The organism is Halovivax limisalsi (assembly GCF_023093535.1).
Classification (GTDB): Archaea; Halobacteriota; Halobacteria; order Halobacteriales; family Natrialbaceae; genus Halovivax; species Halovivax limisalsi.
Genome location: NZ_CP095757.1, coordinates 1,955,430 through 1,973,275 on the forward strand (window position 1 = coordinate 1,955,430; position 17,846 = coordinate 1,973,275).

General features: G+C 67.5%; 16 protein-coding genes. 8 read left to right on the plus strand and 8 right to left on the minus strand.

All coding sequences use genetic code 11. The annotated features are described in order from the left end of the window. Positions 1-8: 8 nt before the first annotated feature. Positions 9-1,076, minus strand: coding sequence for a succinylglutamate desuccinylase/aspartoacylase family protein (locus tag MXA07_RS08945; protein ID WP_247728262.1), 1,068 nt, complete (start codon positions 1,074-1,076; stop codon positions 9-11). A 256-nt stretch (positions 1,077-1,332) separates the two neighbouring features. On the opposite strand from MXA07_RS08945, the gene MXA07_RS08950 reads away from it, so the two are divergent. From MXA07_RS08950 to MXA07_RS08960, 3 genes are all read left to right on the plus strand, one after another. Beyond that, on the plus strand, positions 1,333-2,088 hold the full coding sequence (locus MXA07_RS08950) for a GNAT family N-acetyltransferase (protein ID WP_247731730.1): 756 nt from the start codon (positions 1,333-1,335) through the stop codon (positions 2,086-2,088). A 173-nt stretch (positions 2,089-2,261) separates the two neighbouring features. Continuing rightward, positions 2,262-3,731, plus strand: a complete 1,470-nt coding sequence (locus MXA07_RS08955; RefSeq protein ID WP_247728263.1) for a flippase — start codon at positions 2,262-2,264, stop codon at positions 3,729-3,731. A gap of 139 nt (positions 3,732-3,870) precedes the next feature. Further along, the gene (locus tag MXA07_RS08960; protein ID WP_247728264.1) at positions 3,871-5,208 is read left to right on the plus strand and encodes a RimK family alpha-L-glutamate ligase; all 1,338 of its coding nucleotides are present in this window, start codon (positions 3,871-3,873) and stop codon (positions 5,206-5,208) included. 131 nt (positions 5,209-5,339) lie between these two features. Here the strand turns inward: MXA07_RS08960 and MXA07_RS08965 are convergent, their stop codons facing one another. The 5 genes from MXA07_RS08965 to MXA07_RS18290 all read right to left on the minus strand — a co-directional run bounded on the left by MXA07_RS08965 (position 5,340) and on the right by MXA07_RS18290 (position 8,745). After that, positions 5,340-5,537: a DUF8131 family protein gene (locus MXA07_RS08965; protein WP_247728265.1), complete on the minus strand. Its 198-nt coding sequence runs from the start codon at positions 5,535-5,537 to the stop codon at positions 5,340-5,342. Between the two features lie 67 nt (positions 5,538-5,604). Further along, positions 5,605-5,793 (minus strand): CbaC protein, encoded by a 189-nt coding sequence (locus tag MXA07_RS08970; RefSeq protein ID WP_247728266.1) that lies wholly within the window; start codon positions 5,791-5,793, stop codon positions 5,605-5,607. Between the two features lie 2 nt (positions 5,794-5,795). Then, on the minus strand, positions 5,796-7,538 hold the full coding sequence (locus MXA07_RS08975; RefSeq protein WP_247728267.1) for a b(o/a)3-type cytochrome-c oxidase subunit 1: 1,743 nt from the start codon (positions 7,536-7,538) through the stop codon (positions 5,796-5,798). Then, positions 7,535-8,440, minus strand: a complete 906-nt coding sequence (locus MXA07_RS08980) for a cytochrome c oxidase subunit II (RefSeq protein ID WP_247728268.1) — start codon at positions 8,438-8,440, stop codon at positions 7,535-7,537. Before MXA07_RS08980 ends, MXA07_RS08975 begins: the two co-directional genes overlap by 4 nt. Further along, positions 8,437-8,745 (minus strand): hypothetical protein, encoded by a 309-nt coding sequence (locus MXA07_RS18290; protein ID WP_425492148.1) that lies wholly within the window; start codon positions 8,743-8,745, stop codon positions 8,437-8,439. Before MXA07_RS18290 ends, MXA07_RS08980 begins: the two co-directional genes overlap by 4 nt. A gap of 328 nt (positions 8,746-9,073) precedes the next feature. Here MXA07_RS18290 and gap point away from each other — a divergent pair, with 328 nt between their 5' ends. Together gap and MXA07_RS08995 are read left to right on the plus strand one after the other, a co-directional pair. Then, on the plus strand, positions 9,074-10,141 hold the full coding sequence (gap, locus tag MXA07_RS08990; RefSeq protein WP_247728269.1) for a type I glyceraldehyde-3-phosphate dehydrogenase: 1,068 nt from the start codon (positions 9,074-9,076) through the stop codon (positions 10,139-10,141). Between the two features lie 146 nt (positions 10,142-10,287). Continuing rightward, entirely contained in the window at positions 10,288-11,451 is a 1,164-nt protein-coding gene (locus MXA07_RS08995; RefSeq protein WP_247728270.1) for a CBS domain-containing protein, read from the plus strand. A 120-nt stretch (positions 11,452-11,571) separates the two neighbouring features. Here the strand turns inward: MXA07_RS08995 and MXA07_RS09000 are convergent, their stop codons facing one another. Further along, positions 11,572-12,168 (minus strand): DNA-3-methyladenine glycosylase family protein, encoded by a 597-nt coding sequence (locus tag MXA07_RS09000; RefSeq protein ID WP_247728271.1) that lies wholly within the window; start codon positions 12,166-12,168, stop codon positions 11,572-11,574. A gap of 214 nt (positions 12,169-12,382) precedes the next feature. Between MXA07_RS09000 and MXA07_RS09005 the strand changes: the two genes are divergently transcribed. Together MXA07_RS09005 and MXA07_RS09010 are read left to right on the plus strand one after the other, a co-directional pair. Next, positions 12,383-13,699 (plus strand): dicarboxylate/amino acid:cation symporter, encoded by a 1,317-nt coding sequence (locus MXA07_RS09005; RefSeq protein ID WP_247728272.1) that lies wholly within the window; start codon positions 12,383-12,385, stop codon positions 13,697-13,699. A 96-nt stretch (positions 13,700-13,795) separates the two neighbouring features. Beyond that, complete coding sequence (locus MXA07_RS09010) at positions 13,796-14,098, plus strand: hypothetical protein (RefSeq protein WP_247728273.1); 303 nt, start codon at positions 13,796-13,798, stop codon at positions 14,096-14,098. A gap of 428 nt (positions 14,099-14,526) precedes the next feature. On the opposite strand, the gene MXA07_RS09015 is transcribed toward MXA07_RS09010, so the two are convergent. After that, positions 14,527-15,681, minus strand: coding sequence for an acyl-CoA dehydrogenase family protein (locus MXA07_RS09015; protein ID WP_247728274.1), 1,155 nt, complete (start codon positions 15,679-15,681; stop codon positions 14,527-14,529). A 115-nt stretch (positions 15,682-15,796) separates the two neighbouring features. Between MXA07_RS09015 and MXA07_RS09020 the strand changes: the two genes are divergently transcribed. After that, positions 15,797-17,770: a 3-hydroxyacyl-CoA dehydrogenase/enoyl-CoA hydratase family protein gene (locus MXA07_RS09020; protein ID WP_247728275.1), complete on the plus strand. Its 1,974-nt coding sequence runs from the start codon at positions 15,797-15,799 to the stop codon at positions 17,768-17,770. Positions 17,771-17,846 lie beyond the last annotated feature (76 nt).

Here is a 17,846-nt window from a genome sequence, read left to right on the forward strand (position 1 = left end):
CGCCTCGATCACCCGACGCCGAGGCCGGAGAGCGACTTCTCGAGTTCGCGCTCGAGCGCGCGCAGCGTGTCGTCGTCGAGCGCGACCAGGTGACAGAGCGGGTTGCCGGGATAGACGACCGGGTTCTCGAGGACGCCGACGATCAGTCCCGTAAAGGGCGCCTCGACGGAGACGATGTCGTCCTCCTCCTTGAACGGGTTCGTGATCGTACAGATCACCTCGCCCTCGCGGACGAGCTCGCCCCGGCCGAGTTTCATGTCGACGATGCCGCCCGCGTCGGCGCGGAGCCAGGTCTTCTCGCCGGCCTCTTCGATGACGGTTCGCCACCCGGGCCAGTGAACCGACGATTCGGGGTGACAGCCCACCTCGGCCAGGACGCTCGCGACGCCGGTCAGCGCCCGATCGATGAGCGTCCGCTGGAATCGGTGGGCCTCGCCCATCTCGATCGTGATCGTCGGAACGCCGGCCCTCGTCGCCTCGCGACGGAGCGTTCCCTCGGGGCCCTCGCCGTCGATCACGACGTTCGAACTGAAGGCGAAGGCCAGGCGCTTGACGGCCTCGTCGCCCGTGTCGGCCCGGACGTGGAGCATGTTCGTTCGCCCGCGAGTGGAGGTGTGAAAGTCGAGGCCGAAGTCGCAAGGGGCGATGAAGTTCGAGAAGATGCGATCGGCCATCCGCTTCGCGCTGGTCGAGTCCGACTTCCCCGGAAACGACCGGTTGAGGTCGCGGTCGTAGATCGGAAGGTATCGCTCCTGCGCGAGGAAGCCGGGGACGTTCAGCACCGGTACGCAGACCAGCGTCCCGTGGAGGTCAGTGTGATCCCAGTCGTGGGCGACCTCGCGGACGACCTCGATCCCGTTGAGTTCGTCGCCGTGCGAGGCCGCGGTGAGAAAGACGGTCGGGCCGGGCCCGCTCCCGTTGACGATCGTCACCGGGATCCGGATCGGATCCCCGAGGTAGGTCTCGCTGATCCCGTATCGGATGTTCGCGGTCTCGCCGGGATCGACCCGCCCGCCGGAGTAGGTGAACGGTTCCGGCTCGCGATCGTCGTCCGACCCGGACGCGGCGTCGGCCATACGCTCTCCATCTTCCGGGGCCCTAAAAATAGTGCGTGTGACGACGAACGGGTCGATCGGTATCGCCCCGACGGATTGTGAGTCGACGCTGAGCGGCAGTCGGTCGACTTCCGGTACGGCCGCACCGGGGCACCGGCCCACGGGTGAGCTGTCGGTTCTCGGTGCGTCCGCGTCGGCGGCCTCCCGTCCGACGGGCCAGGTTCGCGACGTGCGCACCGGGGCGACAGTTATGTACGAGGGCGTGATCGTCTTCGACATGGAATTTCGCGAGGCGACGGCGTCAGATACCGAGGTGCTCCGATCGATGGCTCGGGAGTCGGTGAAAGCGTCCTACGCGTCGTTTCTCGACGAGGAGACGATCGACGACGCCCTGGCGCAGTGGTACGGCGGCGACGCCACCCGGGATCTCGTCGAGAGCGAGGACTCGGTCGTTCTGCTGGCCGTCGACGACGGTCGCCCCGTCGGCTTCAGCCAGTCCGAGATCGTCGGCGACCGGGAGACGGCCGGACACATTCACTGGTTGCACGTCCGGCCGGACGAACGCGGCGCCGGACTCGGTTCCCGGTTGCTCACGCGGACGCGGGAAGCGTTGCTCGACGAAGGCGCGGAGGGCGTTCGGGGATTCGTGCTCGCCGGCAACGAGGACGGCAACCGATTCTACGACGAGCACGGCTTCGAGCGCGCGGGGACGCGCTCGATCCGAATCGGCGACGAGACCCACACCGAGAACGTCTACGTCGAGAGCGACGTGGCCGACGCGGAGTGGCGCGCGATCGAGGCACGCGAACTCGCGGACGGAACGACGGCCTACGTCAGTTACGGCGAGGCGGCCCGCGGCTCGCAGGCGCCGTTTTACGCCGCCTACGAGTCGACCGACGAGGACGAGCGCTACGGCTGGTTCTGCGGCAACTGCGACACCCTCGACAACGCGATGGACTCGATGGGCCGCATCGCGTGTAACGTCTGCGGAAACAAACGCAAGGCGACCCGGTGGGACGCGTCCTACCTGTAACCCTCTGGGTCGGGGGACGGCGTGAGACGCTGGCCCGCATACCGATCAGTTTGCGGACCGGTACGGAGCGCCTGCGGTCTGATCGGACCGGATAACAATTCGGACGCCCCGGTACCCTCGACCTGGTCGACGGCGGAGGCGGTTCGCGTCGATACCCGAGGGTGTGGTTTCCGATGCAATCGAGGGGACGGCTAGTACGGGGGTTCACGGCGACGCTCGCGGCGCGAGCCGTCTACATGCTCACGAGCGCCCTGCTGCTGGTATTGCTGGCGCGCGTCTTCCTCGATCCGGAGGGGTACGGCCTGCTGTACTGGTCGATCGGCGTCCTCGCGGTCGTCCAGCTCGTCGCCGACCTCGGGCTGGGGAAGTCGGCGGCGCGGTACCTCGCCGAGTACCGCGAGACCGACCCCGGCCAGATTCCGCACCTGCTCCGGCGCGTCGTCGGCTACAAACTCCTCCTCGTCTCGATCGTGGCCGCCGCGCTGTTCGTCGGCGCCCGTCCGCTCGCCGCGGCGCTGGGCGAACCGGCCGCCGCGCCGTTCCTGACCGCCGGCGCCGGGCTCGTCGTCGCGAAATCGTTCGGCGTCTTCACGGAGATCGTCTTCCAGGGGTCGAACCGACTCGTCTTCAGCGCCGCGCTCAGGGCGGTCGGCGGCGCGGCCAGGCTCGTCTTCGCCGTCGCGTTCGTCCTCGCGGGGCTGGGCGCGCTCGGGGCGTTCTTCGGGTACGTCGTCGGCTACCTCGTCGCCGCGGCAGTCGGCCTGACTGCGACGTTCGTCCTCGTCTACGCGGCCCACGAGCCTGCGGACGCGGTCGATCCCGGACTCTCTCGTCGGGTGCTCGGCTACAGCGTGCCGCTCACGGCGACGCGCGGCGCGAACGTCCTCGACAAACAGATCGACATCGTGCTCGTCGGCGTCTTCCTGAACCCGGCGGCCGTCGGCGTCTACACCCTCGCGAAACAGATAACGGACTTCGTGCTCGCCCCGGCGGAGTCGCTCGGCTTCGTCATCTCGCCGAACTTCGGCGAGGAGAAGGCCGGCGGGGATCTGGACCGCGCGCGAGCCCTCTACGAGACGGCGTTGACGAACGCGCTGGCGCTGTACGTGCCGGCCGCGGCGGGCCTCGCCATCGTCGCCGACCCGCTCGTGACGCTCGTCTTCGGCGCCGACTACGCGAGCGCCGCGGTGCTGCTCCAGGTGCTCTCGGTCTTCGTCGTCCTCCAGACGATCACCAACCTGACCAGCGACGGGCTCGACTACCTCGGTCGGGCGAGAGCCCGCGCCGTCGCGAAAGGGGCGACCGCGATCGGCAACGCCGGCCTGAACGTCCTGTTGATCCCCGCGATCGGCGTCGTCGGCGCGGCGCTCGCGACGATCGTCACCCACGCCGTCTACGTCGCGGTCAACGGCTACGTCGTCCACGACGAACTCTCCTTGCGGCTTGGATCGCTGGGAATCGAGCTGACTCGAATCGTCGCGATCACCGCGGTGATGGCCGCCAGTGTGATCGTCGTCGTGCCGACGATCGCAACGGTGGGCGAACTCGTTCTCGCGATCGCCGTCGGCGTGTTCGTCTGGGGCGTGCTGGCCGTCGCGAGCGGCCTCGTTCGCCCGGCGTCGCTTCGCGCGGTGCTCACCTGATCGCGATCACCGCTCGCAGCAATCCGTCGTCGCCGGGCCCGACCACCCCGCCTCGTCTCCGGTGACGCCACTCGATCGCCGGTTACCGGCGCCCGAGATCGGTACGAACGTTTTTCGGGCCCACTGGCGTGTTTCCGGTATGAACACGGTCGAGCCGGTGACGGTGGGCGTACTGAGCCTGCACAACAGCAAGGAGACGAAGGCGATCTGCAACGCGGTCGAAGGGCTCGGCCACCGGCCGCAGTGGCTCCGGACCGACAACACGACGATCCGGGTCGACGACGGCCGGGTGACGCTCGAACCGTCGGTCGACGTCATCGCGAACCGCCTTCTGCTATCGAACACCGAACAGCCCTGCGAGGCCCTCGGGCTGGTCAACACGCTCTCCCGGCTCGTCCCGACGCTCAACACGCCGGTCGCGACCATGACGGCCCTGCACAAGCTGTCGACGGCCGTCGCGCTCGCCGCGCACGAACTCCCCGTTCCGGACGTGCTCCTCTCGCTCAGCAGCGACCGCCTCAACGAGGCCCGTCAGGAGTTCGGCGACGAGGCGGTGTACAAGACCGCGATCGGAACCCACGGCGGCGGCACCTGGAAGGTCGGCCGCGAAGAGCGGGTCAACCCCAAGGTCGGCAACCGGTACGCCTTTTTGCAGGAACTGATCGAGCGCGACGCCGACCGACACCGCGACATCCGCATCTACGTCGTGGGCGACGGGATTATCGGCGCGATGTACCGCTACGCGCCGGACAACGACTGGCGGACGAACGTCGCCCTCGGCGGGTCGGTCGAGGACGCGACCGACGATCTTCCCCGGGATGTACGCGACATCGCGATCGAATCGACGGAGGCGATCGGCCTCGACTACGCGGGCGTCGACGTCGTCGAGAGCGACGACGGCTGGTACGTCCTCGAGGTGAACCCGACCGCCGGGTTCAAGGGCCTCTTCCAGGCCACGGGCGTCAGCCCCGCGCCGTACATCGCGAAGGAGGCGATCGAGCGCGTCGGCGGCGAGGTCGACGACGAGCAGGTCGAGCGCCTCGCGGGCACGCTCGACGACTCCCGGCCGTCGTTCCTGCCCGCGGAGCCGGTCGCCAAGGACGAGGTTCCGTCCGACATCGGCTACACCGAGGAGATCATTCTCACCGGGACGAGGGGCTCCGAGACGGTCGTCGCGAAGTCCGACACGGGTGCAAAGCGGACGAGCATCGACACCAGCCTCGCCGCGGACATCGGCGCCGGCCCGATCAAGTCCATCACGAAGGTCAGGACGGGCAGCGCCTCCGGCAGCCGAAGTCGGCCGGTCGTCGACGTGGTCGTCGGCGTCGGCGGTAACCAGCACACCGTGACCGCGAGCGTCGAGGATCGCAGTCACATGGATTACCCCGTGATCCTCGGTCGGGACATCCTCTCGAACTATCGCGTCGACGTCGGACGGCGCACCGATGGCGAGGAACGCGAGTTCGACGAGGAGTGACCCGTCCCGCGGCTCTCCCCCGTCGTGCGTGGCGAAACGCCCGGCGCCGGTTCGGCCGGTCGGTGCCGGTCGCCGAGTCGGGTTCTCCCCCGTCTGGACGCCGATCGGACGCGTCACCGACCCGCCGTCGGTCAGTGACCCCGTCCGTTCGATTCGACGGATTCGTCGATCGGCGACAGCGCGAGAGCGAGGGAACCGACGATGAGGAGCACGTTCACCGAGGCGATGAGACCGCCGAGTCCGGCCTCGGTGACCGCGAAGAGGATCGTCGGTCCCAGGGCGAGCACGGCGACGACGAGCGCGATCCGGGGAGACGGCGCGGACGCCATATCGTCCTGCTTCGACTCGGGCAGCCATAGTGACCCGCCCTGCACTTCGCGGCACGGTGACGGATCGCTAGGCGGAGCCGTTTTCGCCGGGCCACACCGCCCACCCGAGCAGGAGGGCGAACGCGACCACGCCGAGCGCGACGGTCTCGGTCGGCGTCACCTCGACGCCGAAGAAGGCGAGGACGGTCCGGCCCTCGACGAGGAACACGAGGACGAGCGCGCCGACGAGCAGCAGTTTGGCTGGCGACGTGCGCATCGTCACGGGGGCGCTGTGATCGACGATATGGGGGCCTCGCGAGCGGCGACGACGACCGGATACGGGTCGATACCGGTATCGAAGAGCCCGCCGCTCCGGACGATGCTAGCAAGCGGCAGCGCGTACGCCAGCACCAGGAGGACGATCGCGATTCCCGCCCAGAGCCCCAGGTTGTCCAGGATCGCCGGCGAATCGCCGGGGCCCGAAAGCGGGGGCGGAATCTCCCCGTCGACGAGCGGTTCGCTGTCCGCGTTGAACGCCGTTAGCGCCATCAGCGCGAGGAAGAGCGCTCCGGAGATGAACAGAAGTGTGCCCCCGAGCGCGATCTGCGCGTCGAGTTCGGCGACCGAACCGATGCCGACGTCGTACTCGAAGCCGTACTGGGGTTCGGCCGTCCGGCGAGGGATGCCGAACAGCCCGCCGCGGTACATGGCGTTGGTCATGAAGACGATGCCGAGGAACCACAGCACTACCTGTCCGAGCGCGAGCTGTCGGCCGACGAGTCGATTGCCCGTGAGCTGGGGGACCAACCAGTAGGAGCCGGCCATGAGGCTGAGCGCCGTCGCGGTCCCGACCTGCGTGTGGATGTGCCCCGGAATCCACAGCGTGTTGTGCACCAGGTAGTTGACGTTCATCCCCGCGTTGACGATGCCGGTGAAGCCGCCGAAGGCGAAGACGGCGCCGGAGAGGGCCATCCCGGTGAACGCCGCGTCGGACCACGGCAGGTCGCGGATCCAGCCGAGCAGGCCCGTCCCGCCGCGCTGGCGGGCGCCGTGTTCCATGCTCGCGACGACGGTGAAGGCGGTCAGCAGACTCGGCAACAGGAGGAACATCGTGTTGGTCATCGCGACGAACTTGAAGCCCTCCGCGATGCCGGGGTCCAGGTACTGGTGGTGGATGCCGACCGGGGTGGACAGCAGGACGAACAGGATGAAGACGACTCGCGCGAGCGGATCGCTGAACAGCCGCCCGCCCGAGAGTTTCGGGAGGACGTTGTACCAGAGCAGGTACGCCGGCAGCACCCAGAAGTAGACGACCATGTGGCCGAAGTACCAGAAGAGCGTCCGCGTCAGCAACGGGTTGATCGTTTCGACGACGCCGAGCGACCACGGCAGCAGGAAGAATAGGATCGAGACGATGACGCCGACCGAACCCAGGTACCACATGAGCATCGTCGTCAGGACCATGAAGGTGGGGAGCGGAATGCGCCGATCGGCGTGCTCGCGCTTCCAGGCTCGCCACGTCAGAAACCAATCGAGGCCGGCGAGCCACGTTCCGGCGAAGAAGATGGCCAGGCCGAGGTAAAAGAGCGGGTTGGCCAGCAGCGGTGCGTAGAACGTAAAGAGGACGTCTGCGCTCAGCGGGGCGCCGAGGACCGACGGCGGTTCGGGGAGGAATCCGCCGAGGATCGTGATCGCGACGAGGATCGAGCCGACGACCATCAGGCCGTACCACGCCCAGCTCAGGCGCGTATCGACCGGCTCCCGGTCCAGGCTGTCGGTGACCGCCCAGTGGAAGAGCCCGACGAGGAAGAAGACGACGAAGGAGATGACCAGGAACACGCCGTGGCCGGTCAGGACCGTGTAGTAGTCCGCCGACTCGAGGAACCGATAGGTGCCGGTCCGGTGGAACGCCTGGATCAACCCGAAGACCGCACCGATCCCGAACGCGACGAACGACGCGAGAAACGCCGCGCGAACGAGCCGCGCCTGCGACGGAAACCGATCGACGAAGTGAGCGGTCACGATCGGTCACCTCCGGGCTCGACGCCGCTCGATCCGGTCGTACTCGATTCGGGGACGAGCCCTGGGGCTCCCTCGCTCTCGACGGGGTTCGTCGCCGACTCCGCCCGCTCGTCGACGGCATTCGCGGTCGCCGCCGCTCGCTCGTCGACCGTGATCGTCCCCGACTCGGTCAGTCCGTCGACGGATACCGACCAGTCGTGTTCGCCGGCGCCGAGGTCCCCGCTGTCGACCTCCACTGTCACGTTCTCGCTGCCATCGCCGGGGATGGTCACGTCTCGTTCGACCGTTTCGCCGGCGATATCGACCGTCACGGTCGTCTCGCGAGCCTCGAGGAGCCCGTTCGACACCGTCGCCGTGAGGTCGACCGTCGAACTCGCCTCGACGGCATTCGGGGCGGTGACGGCGACGCTCGTCTGATCGTAACGCTCGGCCGGCACCACGGTGAGCGAGCCTTCCATGGTGTGGTGGCCGGGGCCGCAGTACTCGTTACAGACGACGCCGTAGGTGCCGGGCTCGTCGAACTCGACCGTCAGCTGGGCGATCTGGCCCGGAATCACCATCGAGTTGACGTTCGTTCCCGCCACCTCGAAGCCGTGGATGACGTCGGCGCTCGTCAGGTAGAACGTGACCTCGCTGTCGGCGGGCACCTCGATCTCGGCGGGCTGGAAGATGAACGTGTACGCGACGACGTAGACCTCGTACTCGCTCGGTCCGACCTGCTCGACGCGCGGGTCCCCGAAGCGGTCGTCGTCGCCGATCGCGTCCGGGTCGATCGTCCCCGGCTCGTCGCCGATCATCTCGATGCCGATCCCGACCGCGCCGTAGGTGACGGTCGCGATGAACCCGACGATCAGCACCAGCGAGGCGACCAGCCAGAGTCGCTCGTAGGTGTGGATTCTCACGGCTGCCCGTCACCTCCGGGGAATCGTGGACAGTCGGGGCGCGTCGGGCCGTCGCCTTCGTTTCCACGCCGTCGGGATCGGTCACCTCCGCCGCGGCTCGCCCGCCCGTGGACGCCGCCGATTGCGGCCGCGGCGGTCGGTTCGAGCAGGCCGACGACCGTCGGTCCGTTTCCCAGAAACTCGACGAAGTACGTGAACAGCCACATGATACTCAACACCGCGAAGTAGAGCGCGACCAGGGCGAGCGTCCCCACGGGTTCGAATTCCTCGTGATCGATCGATCGCCCCGCCTCGGACCGGGACATGTCGTCCTCCGACCACGAACGCGGTAATAAATTGCGAGTCGGCGGATGACGGCGACGTACCGTTTCAGGATGGTAATCGATCGTTGGCCGCCGCTCGTGAGTGAGCGACCGTCGGCGTCGATCGCTCGCGACCGACCGATGGCATCGTCCGCTGCCGGTCGGTGCGGTGGGCGCGAGCGCGGTCGCAGTCGGCGCCGCAGGAACCTCGTCGCACTCCGTTCGACGAACCGAACGGATGCGCGCGACTGACGGTGCACCGTTGCTGTCTCTCAGCATTTATTACCAATCTTCCAACACCAATTTACGCGCTCGTCGCGTGCCGCCGACTATGGGAACGACAGTCGATCGCGGCGGCTCGGGCGAACCGCTTCGACTCGGAATCAACGGCTTCGGCCGGATCGGCCGCAGTCTGCTACGCGCGTCGCTGACTCGCGACGATCTCCGGGTCGTCGCGGTCAACGACGTGATGGACGACGACGATATGGAGTACCTGTTCCGGTACGATTCCGTCCACGGTCGCACGGAGAACGTCGCCCGGAACGGGGATCGGCTCGTGATCGGGGACCAGCGGATCCGGCTCCTCTCGGAACCCGATCCGACGACGCTCCCGTGGGACGACCTCGACGTGTCGCTGGCGCTCGAAGCCACCGGCCTGTTTCGCACGCGTGCGGAAGCCGCCCAGCATCTGGACGGGGGTGCGGACCAGGTTCTCATCTCGGCCCCGCCGAAGGGTGACGAGCCGGTGCCGATGTTCGTCTACGGCGTCAACCACCGGGCCTACGACGGCGACGCCGTCGTCTCGAACGCCTCGTGTACGACGAACTCCGTCGCGCCGGTGATGATGGTCCTCGACGAGGCGTTCGGCATCGAATCGGGGTTCCTCATGACGGTCCACGCCTACACGGGGAGCCAGGGCCTGATCGACGGGCCGAAGAAGAAGCGCCGGCGCGGTCGGGCGGCCGCGGAGAATATCGTCCCGACGACGACCGGTGCCGCCGTCGCGACCACCGAAATCCTGCCCAACCTGCGCGGGAAATTCGACGGTCGCGCGATGCGCGTTCCGGTCCCTGACGGCTCGATCTCCGATCTCACGCTCACCCTCGAAACCGACGTGACCGAGGCGGACGTCGCCGACGTGATCAGACAGGCCGCCGACGGCCGCCTCGCCGGCGTCCTCGGCTACACCGACGACGAGATCGTCTCCCGCGACGTCGTCGGCCTGCCGATCCCGTCGTTCGTCGACCTGAACTCGCTGATGGTCGTCGCCGGCGACATGCTCAAGATCCTCGTCTGGTACGACAACGAGTACGGCTTTTCGAAACAGATGCTCGACCTCGCCGCCTACGTCGCGAACGAACGGGACGCGATCGACGCCGGCCGGGCCGTCGCGCACTGAGCTGGCGGATCCGACCACCGGACCCCCGTCGCCCTCGATCGGTTTCGGTCCGAACGCACCCGGTGACCGGATCGACGCCGGCGATCCCGACGCCCCATCTTGCTCGGAGCCATTCGTTTACCTGTCCCGCGCCCGTACGGAGGCGTATGCCTAGCTATCGGATCGGGCGAATCTTCGGCATTCCGATCGAACTCGACCTGACGTTCCTGCTCGTCCTGCCGCTGTTCGCCTGGATCATCGGCACGCAGGTGGAGTTCTGGGTCGACATCCTCGGGATTCTGCCCGACGTGGCCGTCTCGGAGGGGGCGCTGACCGAGGGGCTCACGCCGTGGATCCTCGGAACGAGCGCCGCGATCGGGCTGTTCGTCGGCGTCCTGCTCCACGAACTGGGCCACTCGCTCGTGGCGATGCACTACGGCTTCCAGATCGACTCCATCAAATTGTGGCTGCTCGGCGGCGTCGCCCAGTTCACGGAGATGCCGGAGGACTGGCGCCAGGAGTTCGCGGTCGCGATCGCCGGGCCCGTGGTCAGCGTCGCGCTCGGCGTCGTCTCGTGGGTGGCGTTTCAGGCAATTCCGCCGGGCGAACCGGCGATCCGGTTCGTCGTGGGCTATCTCGCCCTGATGAACGTCGCGCTCGCGGGCTTCAACATGCTCCCCGGGTTTCCGATGGACGGTGGACGGGTCCTTCGGGCGCTGCTCGCTCGGAACCGCCCGCACGTCCGGGCGACCCGGATCGCCGCGTCGGTCGGGAAGGCCTTCGCCGTGCTCCTCGGATTCGTCGGCCTCTTCGCGTTCGACCTGATACTGATCGCCATCGCGTTTTTCATCTACATGGGCGCCTCTGGCGAGGCCCAGCGGACGACCCTCAAGGCGGCGTTCGAGGGGATCACCGTCCGCGACGTCATGACGCCGGCGTCCGACCTGAAGACCGTCGACGAGGAGACGACGGTCGCGGAGCTCCTGGACCGGATGCTCCTGGACCGGCACGTCGGCTACCCGGTCCTGCGAAACGGCGAGTACGTCGGGATGGTCCGCCTCGAGGACACCCGGTCCGTCAAAGACGTCGAGCGGGACGCCTACCAGGTCGGCGACGTGATGACGCGCGACGTCCCGAGCGTGGCGCCCGGCGCCGACGTGATGGACGTCCTCCAGCTGATGCAGTCGAACGACGTCGGTCGCGTGCCGGTGATGACCGACGACGAACTCGTCGGCCTCCTCTCGCGGACGGACATCATGCGCGCGCTCTCGATCGCACAGTCCGGCGGGTCGTTCCAGCGGGGATACGACAACCGCCGGCACGTGGAGTAGGAACCGCGCCGGCGAACGGGTGTTCGGTGCCGCAGCTATGAGTCCCCGGTCGGCGACGGCCGCGGGCGCGCCGCCGGACGGCTCGTGCCGTTCGACCACCGTCGAACCGAGGGCCGCCGCTCAGTCGTCCGCCTCGTACTCGGCCCAGACGTAGCGCGTTCCGACCGATCGGTACGGCCGCCACGCCGACGCCACCTCGCGCATCTCGGCGCGCGTCAGCTCCTCGCCGTTCCCGTAGAGCTGCTGGATCCCGTTTCTGATCGCGAGGTCGCCCAGCGGAAGCACGTCCGACCGTTCGAGGACGAACAGGAGGTACATGTCGGCCGTCCACTCGCCGATTCCCCTGATTTTGGTCAGTTCGTCGACGACCTCCTCGTTGGTGTGGTCTCGCAGCCCCTCCCGCGTGAGATCCCGTTCCTCGAACGCCCGGGCCGCGTTCTGCATGTACTCGACCTTCGTTCGAGAGAGTCCGGCCTCTCTGAGCGCGGTCTCGTCGGCGGCCAGGACGGCCTCGGTCGTGATCCCGTCGTCCAGCACCGAGTAGACCCGCTCCCTGATCGCGTTCGCGCTCGCCGTCGAGAGCTGCTGGTTGATGATCGAGACGCAGAGGCGTTCGAACTCGTCCCACCGCCGCTCGGTGTAGGGATCGTGTTCGTCGAGGAGCCGCGCCATCACCGGGTCCCGCCGGAGGACGTCTTCCGCTTCGTCCGTGAGCATCGGTTCGAACGCGGTACGGCTGGGGCATCCAAGAATCTCTCGATCGTGGCCGATCCGCGGGGCCACCGTCCGTTCCGAAGCGCGATACCGACCGAACTGGCCCACAGCAGCCGGTGACCGGCGCGACGAGCGTCCGATGGCCGACGCGTTCTCACCGAGTGAGGCGCTTGTGAAGACCTTTTTTGGCGGTCGGGGTGGATCCGGGCGTGGCGGCATGTCAACGAGTAACAGCGTTCTCGGTGCGTGGAATCGCTACCGGTCGATCCCGATCGTCTATCGGATCGGGGCATCGTTCGCTCTCGGATCCATCGTCGGCCTGATCGTCGGCGACCCGGCGACGGCCCTGCAACCGCTCGGCGACCTGTTCGTCCGGTTGCTGAGCATGATCGTGGTGCCGATCGTGATCTTCACCCTCCTGATGGGGATTCGGGGACTCACCCCGTCGAAACTGGGCAAGATCGGCGGCGAGGTCGTCGGTCTCTACCTCCTCACCTCCGCCGCGGCGGTCTTTTTCGGCCTCGCCGTCGCGAACCTGATCGCGCCGGGCACTCGCCTGACTCTCGAGGATGGGGACCCCGAGACGCAATCGCCACCGCCGCTCGAAGAGGTGTTCCTGGGGATCGTCCCTGAGAACCCGATCGGGGCGATGGCGAACACCGAGATCCTTCCGACGATCTTCTTCGTGATCGTCTTCGGCCTCGCGCTGGCGATGGTGGCGGAGACGACCGACAGCGAGCGAGTCGCCGCGGGCGTCGAGACGATCTTCGACATCGCCGAGGCGGGCGCGGAGGCGATGTTCAAGATCGTCTGGGGCGTCATGGAGTACGGCGTGATCGGCGTCTTCGCCCTCATGGCCGCCGTCTTCGCGGCGGCGGGCGTCGACGCGGTCACCACGTTCGCGGTGCTCATCGCCACCTTGCTGCTGGCCGTCGCCCTCCACATTCTCGTCGTTCATCTCGGGGCGATCATCCTCGTCCTGGTCGGCCAGTCGCCCGCCGGCTTCCTCGCCGGCGCGAAAGAAGCGCTCGTCACGGCGCTCAGTATCCGATCGAGCAGCGGCACGCTCCCCGTCACGATGGCGAACGCCGACGACAACTTCCACATCGACGAGAGCGTGTACGGCTTCTCGCTCCCGCTGGGGGCGACGATCAACATGGACGGCACGGCCCTCTATCAGGGCGTCGCCGCGATCTTCGCGGCCAACCTGGCAGGCGCCTCGCTGACGATCGGCGAGCAGGTAACCGTCGTCGCCATCGCCGTCCTCGCGAGCATCGGCGCCGCGGGCGTCCCCGGTGCCGGACTCATCATGCTCACGCTTGTCCTCACCCAGCTCGGCCTCCCGCTTTCCGTCGTCGCCTTCGTCGCCGGCGTCGACCCGATCCTCGATCGGCTGCGCACGATGACGAACATCAGCGGCGACCTCGCGGTGACCACCCTCGTCGCGAAGTGGAACGGCGCGGTCGACTTCGAGCGCGGCTCCTGGGTCGGCGACCACTCGGGTGCGCCCGGCGGCGTCCCGGGTGACGACTGACCGAAGCGGACTCGACTGGCCGTTCGAGCGGGGTGGCACACACAACTTGACCCGAATCGGATGGGTGTTTTCCGTCCGCTCGTCGTAGGAGACCCCGTGAACGCGCTCGCCATTCGCCGAACCGCTCGCAACGTCTGGTCCTTCTATCGGGGCTACGTGGACTCGCCGGTCCACGCCCTCTCGGCGGCGCTGCTTGCCATCTTCAGGATTCTCGTCTTCGTCGATCCGCTGTTCGCGATCCTCGCCATCGCGGCGTACGTCATCCCGCCGATCGTCCTCTTCTCGACGGACTGGTCCGCGCGGTTCGAGCCGGCGGACGAACCAAAAGGGCGATCGTCCGAGCCACCCCGTTCAACCGACTCGCGATCGACCGAACGTGGTGGCACCGGGATCGGTTGACCGGAACGGGCTGGTCGCCCGGGACAGACCGACGCCGATAGCGATTCGGATAGCGACGACGGTGATACCGACACGGATTCGGATAGCGACTCGTGATCGAGTATGGTGGCCGGGAGCGTGCCCGAACGGTAGTGAGGGCGCGCGACCCGGGGAAGGGCTGGCTTACAACAAGTACGTTGTACCGCGAGCAGCCCTCGGCTGCGAGCGGGCCGACGACCGATCCAAAAGCCGCGCTTGGCGCGGCTGTCGGGGAGGGAGGAGTGCTTTTTCATCGAAGTTTTTCCGAGCGTCGGCGAGCTGTGCGCCAGCGAAGCTGGCGTCAGCTCGCCAGAGCGTGGTTCGAAAGGCGCTTCGCGCCTTTCGTCATCACGAGAGAGCGAAGCTCTCTCGAACGACAGCGAAAAAGTTCGGCGTAAAAAGTTCGTTATTTAGAACGCGCCCTTGCCGAGGTGCTCGCGCGCGATGATGTTCTTCTGGATCTCGGTGGTCCCCTCGTAGATCTGGGTGATCTTGGCGTCGCGGTAGAAGCGTTCGACGGGGAAGTCGTTGACGAAGCCGGCGCCGCCGTGGATCTGGACGGCCTCGTCGGCGGCGTCGACGGCGACGCGGGAGGCGAACTCCTTGGCCATGGAGGCCAGTTTCGTGATGTCCTCGCCCTGGTCGACCTTCCAGGCGGCCTTGTAGGTGAGGTTGCGGGCGGCCTCGGTCTCGGTGGCCATGTCGGCGATTTTGTGCTGGATGGCCTGGAAGTCGGAGATCGGGCGGCCGAACTGTTCTCGGTCCTTGGCGTACTCGGTGGCGGCTTCGAGGGCGCCCTTCGCGATGCCGACGCCCTGGGCGGCGACGGCGGTGCGGGTCTCGTCGAAGAACTGCATCTGCTGGAGGAACGCGGCGTCGCGGGTGCCGATGAGGTTCTCCTCGGGCACGCGCACGTCGTCGAGGATGAGCTCGGCGGTGTCGGAGGCGCGGATGCCCAGCTTGCCCGTGATCTTCTCGGCGCTGAAGCCGTCGCGATCGGATTCGACGACGATCTGGGAGAAGCCGTTGTACCGGCCCTCGGCGTCGGGGTTGGTCTCGGCGAGGACGACGAAGTAGTCGCCGACGGAGCCGTTCGTGATCCACATCTTGTTGCCGTTCAGGACCCACTCGTCGCCGTCCTTCTCAGCGCGCGTGGAGACGGAGGAGACGTCCGAACCGGTGTCGGGTTCGGAGATGGCGGCGCCGGTGATGGCCTCGCCGGCGGCGACGGGTTCGAGGAAGCGTTCCTTCTGCTCGTCGGAGCCGAACGCGATGATGGCTTCGCAGCCGAAGGAGGTGGAAATCAGCGAGAGGCCGATCCCCGGGTCGACGGCGAAGAGCTCCTCGACGATCATGGCCACCTCGAGGGAGCCGTAGCCGGCGCCGCCGTACTCGACGGGGATGTGGGGCCCGAGCAGGCCCATGTCGGCGGCTTTCTCGACGATCTCGTGGGGGTACTTCTCCTCGACGTCGTACTCCGTGGCGACGGGCGCGATCTCGTTCTCCGCGAACCGTCGCACCTCCTCCCGGAGTTGCTGCTGTTCGTCGGTGAGTTCGAAGTCCATGTCCGTGACAACCAGCCACAGCCCTAAAGCGCTTCGTAACCCGTAGTAAACTAAATACGGGTTTCTTCGACCGGCGAGGGAAACGTTGAAACGGGATCACGTCGGATTGTCGGGCATGGATCTCGACGACATCAACACCGTCGCAGTTCTCGGTGCGGGCAACATGGGCCACGGCATCGCGGAGGTCGTCGCCCTTGCGGGCTACGACGTCCGGATGCGCGATATCAACGAGGAGGTCGTCCAGGACGGCTACGACCAGATCGAGTGGTCGCTCGGCAAGCTCGTCGAACAGGAGCAGGTCTCCGAGGACGAGGCCGACGCGGCGCTCGAACGGATCACGCCGCTGGTCGACGTGGCCGAGGCCGTGGGAGATGCGGACGTCGTGATAGAGGCCGTCCCGGAGAAGATGGACATCAAGAAGGACGTCTACCAGGAGGTCGAAGCGCACGCCCCCGAACGTGCCATCTTCGCGACGAATACGTCCAGTCTCTCGATCACGGAACTGTCGGAGGTCACCGAGCGACCCGAGCAGTTCTGCGGGATGCACTTTTTCAACCCGCCCGTGCGGATGCAACTCGTCGAGGTCATCTCCGGCGCTCACTCCTCGGACGAGACCCTCGAGACGATCGCCGACCTCGCCGATGACATCGGGAAATCGCCCGTTCGCGTCCACAAGGACTCGCCCGGGTTCATCGTCAACCGGGTGCTGGTCCCCCTGATGAACGAGGCGGCGTGGATGGTCTACGAGGACGAGGCGACCGTCGCCGAGGTCGACTCGACCGCGAGCTACGACATGGGTCTCCCGATGGGACTGTTCGAACTCACCGACCAGGTCGGACTCGACGTCGGACTCCACGTCCAGGAGTACATGCACGAGACGCTCGGCGACGCCTACAGGCCGTGTCCGATGACCGAGGAGAAGGTCGAGGCCGGCGAACTCGGCAAGAAGACCGGGAAGGGCGTCTACGACTACGAGGACGGCGAGGGCGTCGAGATCCCGGTCGACGCCGGCGCCGAGTGGATCGCGGATCGCCTGCTGGCCGTGATGGCCGACGAGGTCGCCCAGCTGGTCGACGGCGACGTCGCGGGCCCCGACGCAATCGACCGCGCGATGCAACTCGGCGCCGGGTTCCCCGACGGGCCGGCCCGGATGGCCGACGACCGCAGTCTCAAGGCGCTGTACGACGCGCTCGAGGGAGCGTACGAGGAGAGCGGCGCTGCGCGGCACGAACCCTCGGGGGCGTTCGCCGACTTCGCCGAGGCCGGCAGCTTTTTCGGCGAGGACGACGCCGGCGAGGACGGCGGGTACGACTTCGACGCGATCGCGGTCGAGATCGACGACACCGTCGGTCACATCGCGATCGATCGCGCCCACCGGATGAACACGATCACGACGGACATGATCGAGGAGATCGACGTCGCGATCGATCGGCTGGTCGAAGACGACGCCGTGCGCGCGATCCTGCTCACCGGCGACGGCGATCGGGCGTTCTCGGCCGGGTTCGACGCCTCGACGGCATCGGCGGGCAGCGGCATCGAGGCCGCGGACCTATCCCGGCTCGGCCAGCGGGTCTTCGGTCGCTTCGAGGAGATCCCGATGCCGGTCGTGGCGGCGATCGACGGCTACTGTCTCGGCGGCGGGATGGAACTGGCCACCTGCGCGGACATGCGGATCGCCAGCGAGCGCTCCCAGTTCGGCCAGCCGGAGCACAACCTCGGGCTGTTGCCCGGCTGGGGCGGGACCCAGCGGCTGCCCCGCATCGTCGGCGAGGGTCGGGCGAAGGAGATCATCTTCTCCGCGCGGAACGACTACGAACCCGAAACGATGGCCGACTACGGCTTCGTGAACGAGGTCGTCCCGACCGACGAGTTCGAGGAGCGAGCCCGGGAACTGGCGCGGGACCTGGCTGCCGGCCCGCCGATCGCCCAGACGTTCACCAAACGCGCGATGCTCGCCGGGCGAACCGACATCGACGCCGGACTCGAAGTGGAGTCGAGCTCGTTCGGGCACCTGTTTACCACCGACGACCTCTGGGAGGGCCTGTCGGCATTCCAGTCCGATCGCGAGCCGGAGTTCGAGGGGCAGTAACGGCCCGACGATCCGCCGAACGGGGGCCGGTCCGGCTCGATACCCCAGTTGGGTAGTCAACGTGATACGATATGGC

What these genes read in the sequence shown, in the direction of transcription:
- gap (WP_247728269.1), top strand. Translation starts at nt 9,074, where the DNA reads ATGGGAACGACAGTCGATCGCGGCGGCTCGGGCGAACCGCTTCGACTC.
- MXA07_RS18290 (WP_425492148.1), bottom strand. Translation starts at nt 8,745, where the DNA reads ATGTCCCGGTCCGAGGCGGGGCGATCGATCGATCACGAGGAATTCGAA.
- MXA07_RS08970 (WP_247728266.1), bottom strand. Translation starts at nt 5,793, where the DNA reads ATGCGCACGTCGCCAGCCAAACTGCTGCTCGTCGGCGCGCTCGTCCTC.
- MXA07_RS09005 (WP_247728272.1), top strand. Translation starts at nt 12,383, where the DNA reads ATGTCAACGAGTAACAGCGTTCTCGGTGCGTGGAATCGCTACCGGTCG.
- MXA07_RS08965 (WP_247728265.1), bottom strand. Translation starts at nt 5,537, where the DNA reads ATGGCGTCCGCGCCGTCTCCCCGGATCGCGCTCGTCGTCGCCGTGCTC.
- MXA07_RS08950 (WP_247731730.1), top strand. Translation starts at nt 1,333, where the DNA reads ATGGAATTTCGCGAGGCGACGGCGTCAGATACCGAGGTGCTCCGATCG.
- MXA07_RS09020 (WP_247728275.1), top strand. Translation starts at nt 15,797, where the DNA reads ATGGATCTCGACGACATCAACACCGTCGCAGTTCTCGGTGCGGGCAAC.
- MXA07_RS08945 (WP_247728262.1), bottom strand. Translation starts at nt 1,076, where the DNA reads ATGGCCGACGCCGCGTCCGGGTCGGACGACGATCGCGAGCCGGAACCG.
- MXA07_RS09000 (WP_247728271.1), bottom strand. Translation starts at nt 12,168, where the DNA reads ATGCTCACGGACGAAGCGGAAGACGTCCTCCGGCGGGACCCGGTGATG.
- MXA07_RS08995 (WP_247728270.1), top strand. Translation starts at nt 10,288, where the DNA reads ATGCCTAGCTATCGGATCGGGCGAATCTTCGGCATTCCGATCGAACTC.
- MXA07_RS09015 (WP_247728274.1), bottom strand. Translation starts at nt 15,681, where the DNA reads ATGGACTTCGAACTCACCGACGAACAGCAGCAACTCCGGGAGGAGGTG.
- MXA07_RS08960 (WP_247728264.1), top strand. Translation starts at nt 3,871, where the DNA reads ATGAACACGGTCGAGCCGGTGACGGTGGGCGTACTGAGCCTGCACAAC.
- MXA07_RS08955 (WP_247728263.1), top strand. Translation starts at nt 2,262, where the DNA reads ATGCAATCGAGGGGACGGCTAGTACGGGGGTTCACGGCGACGCTCGCG.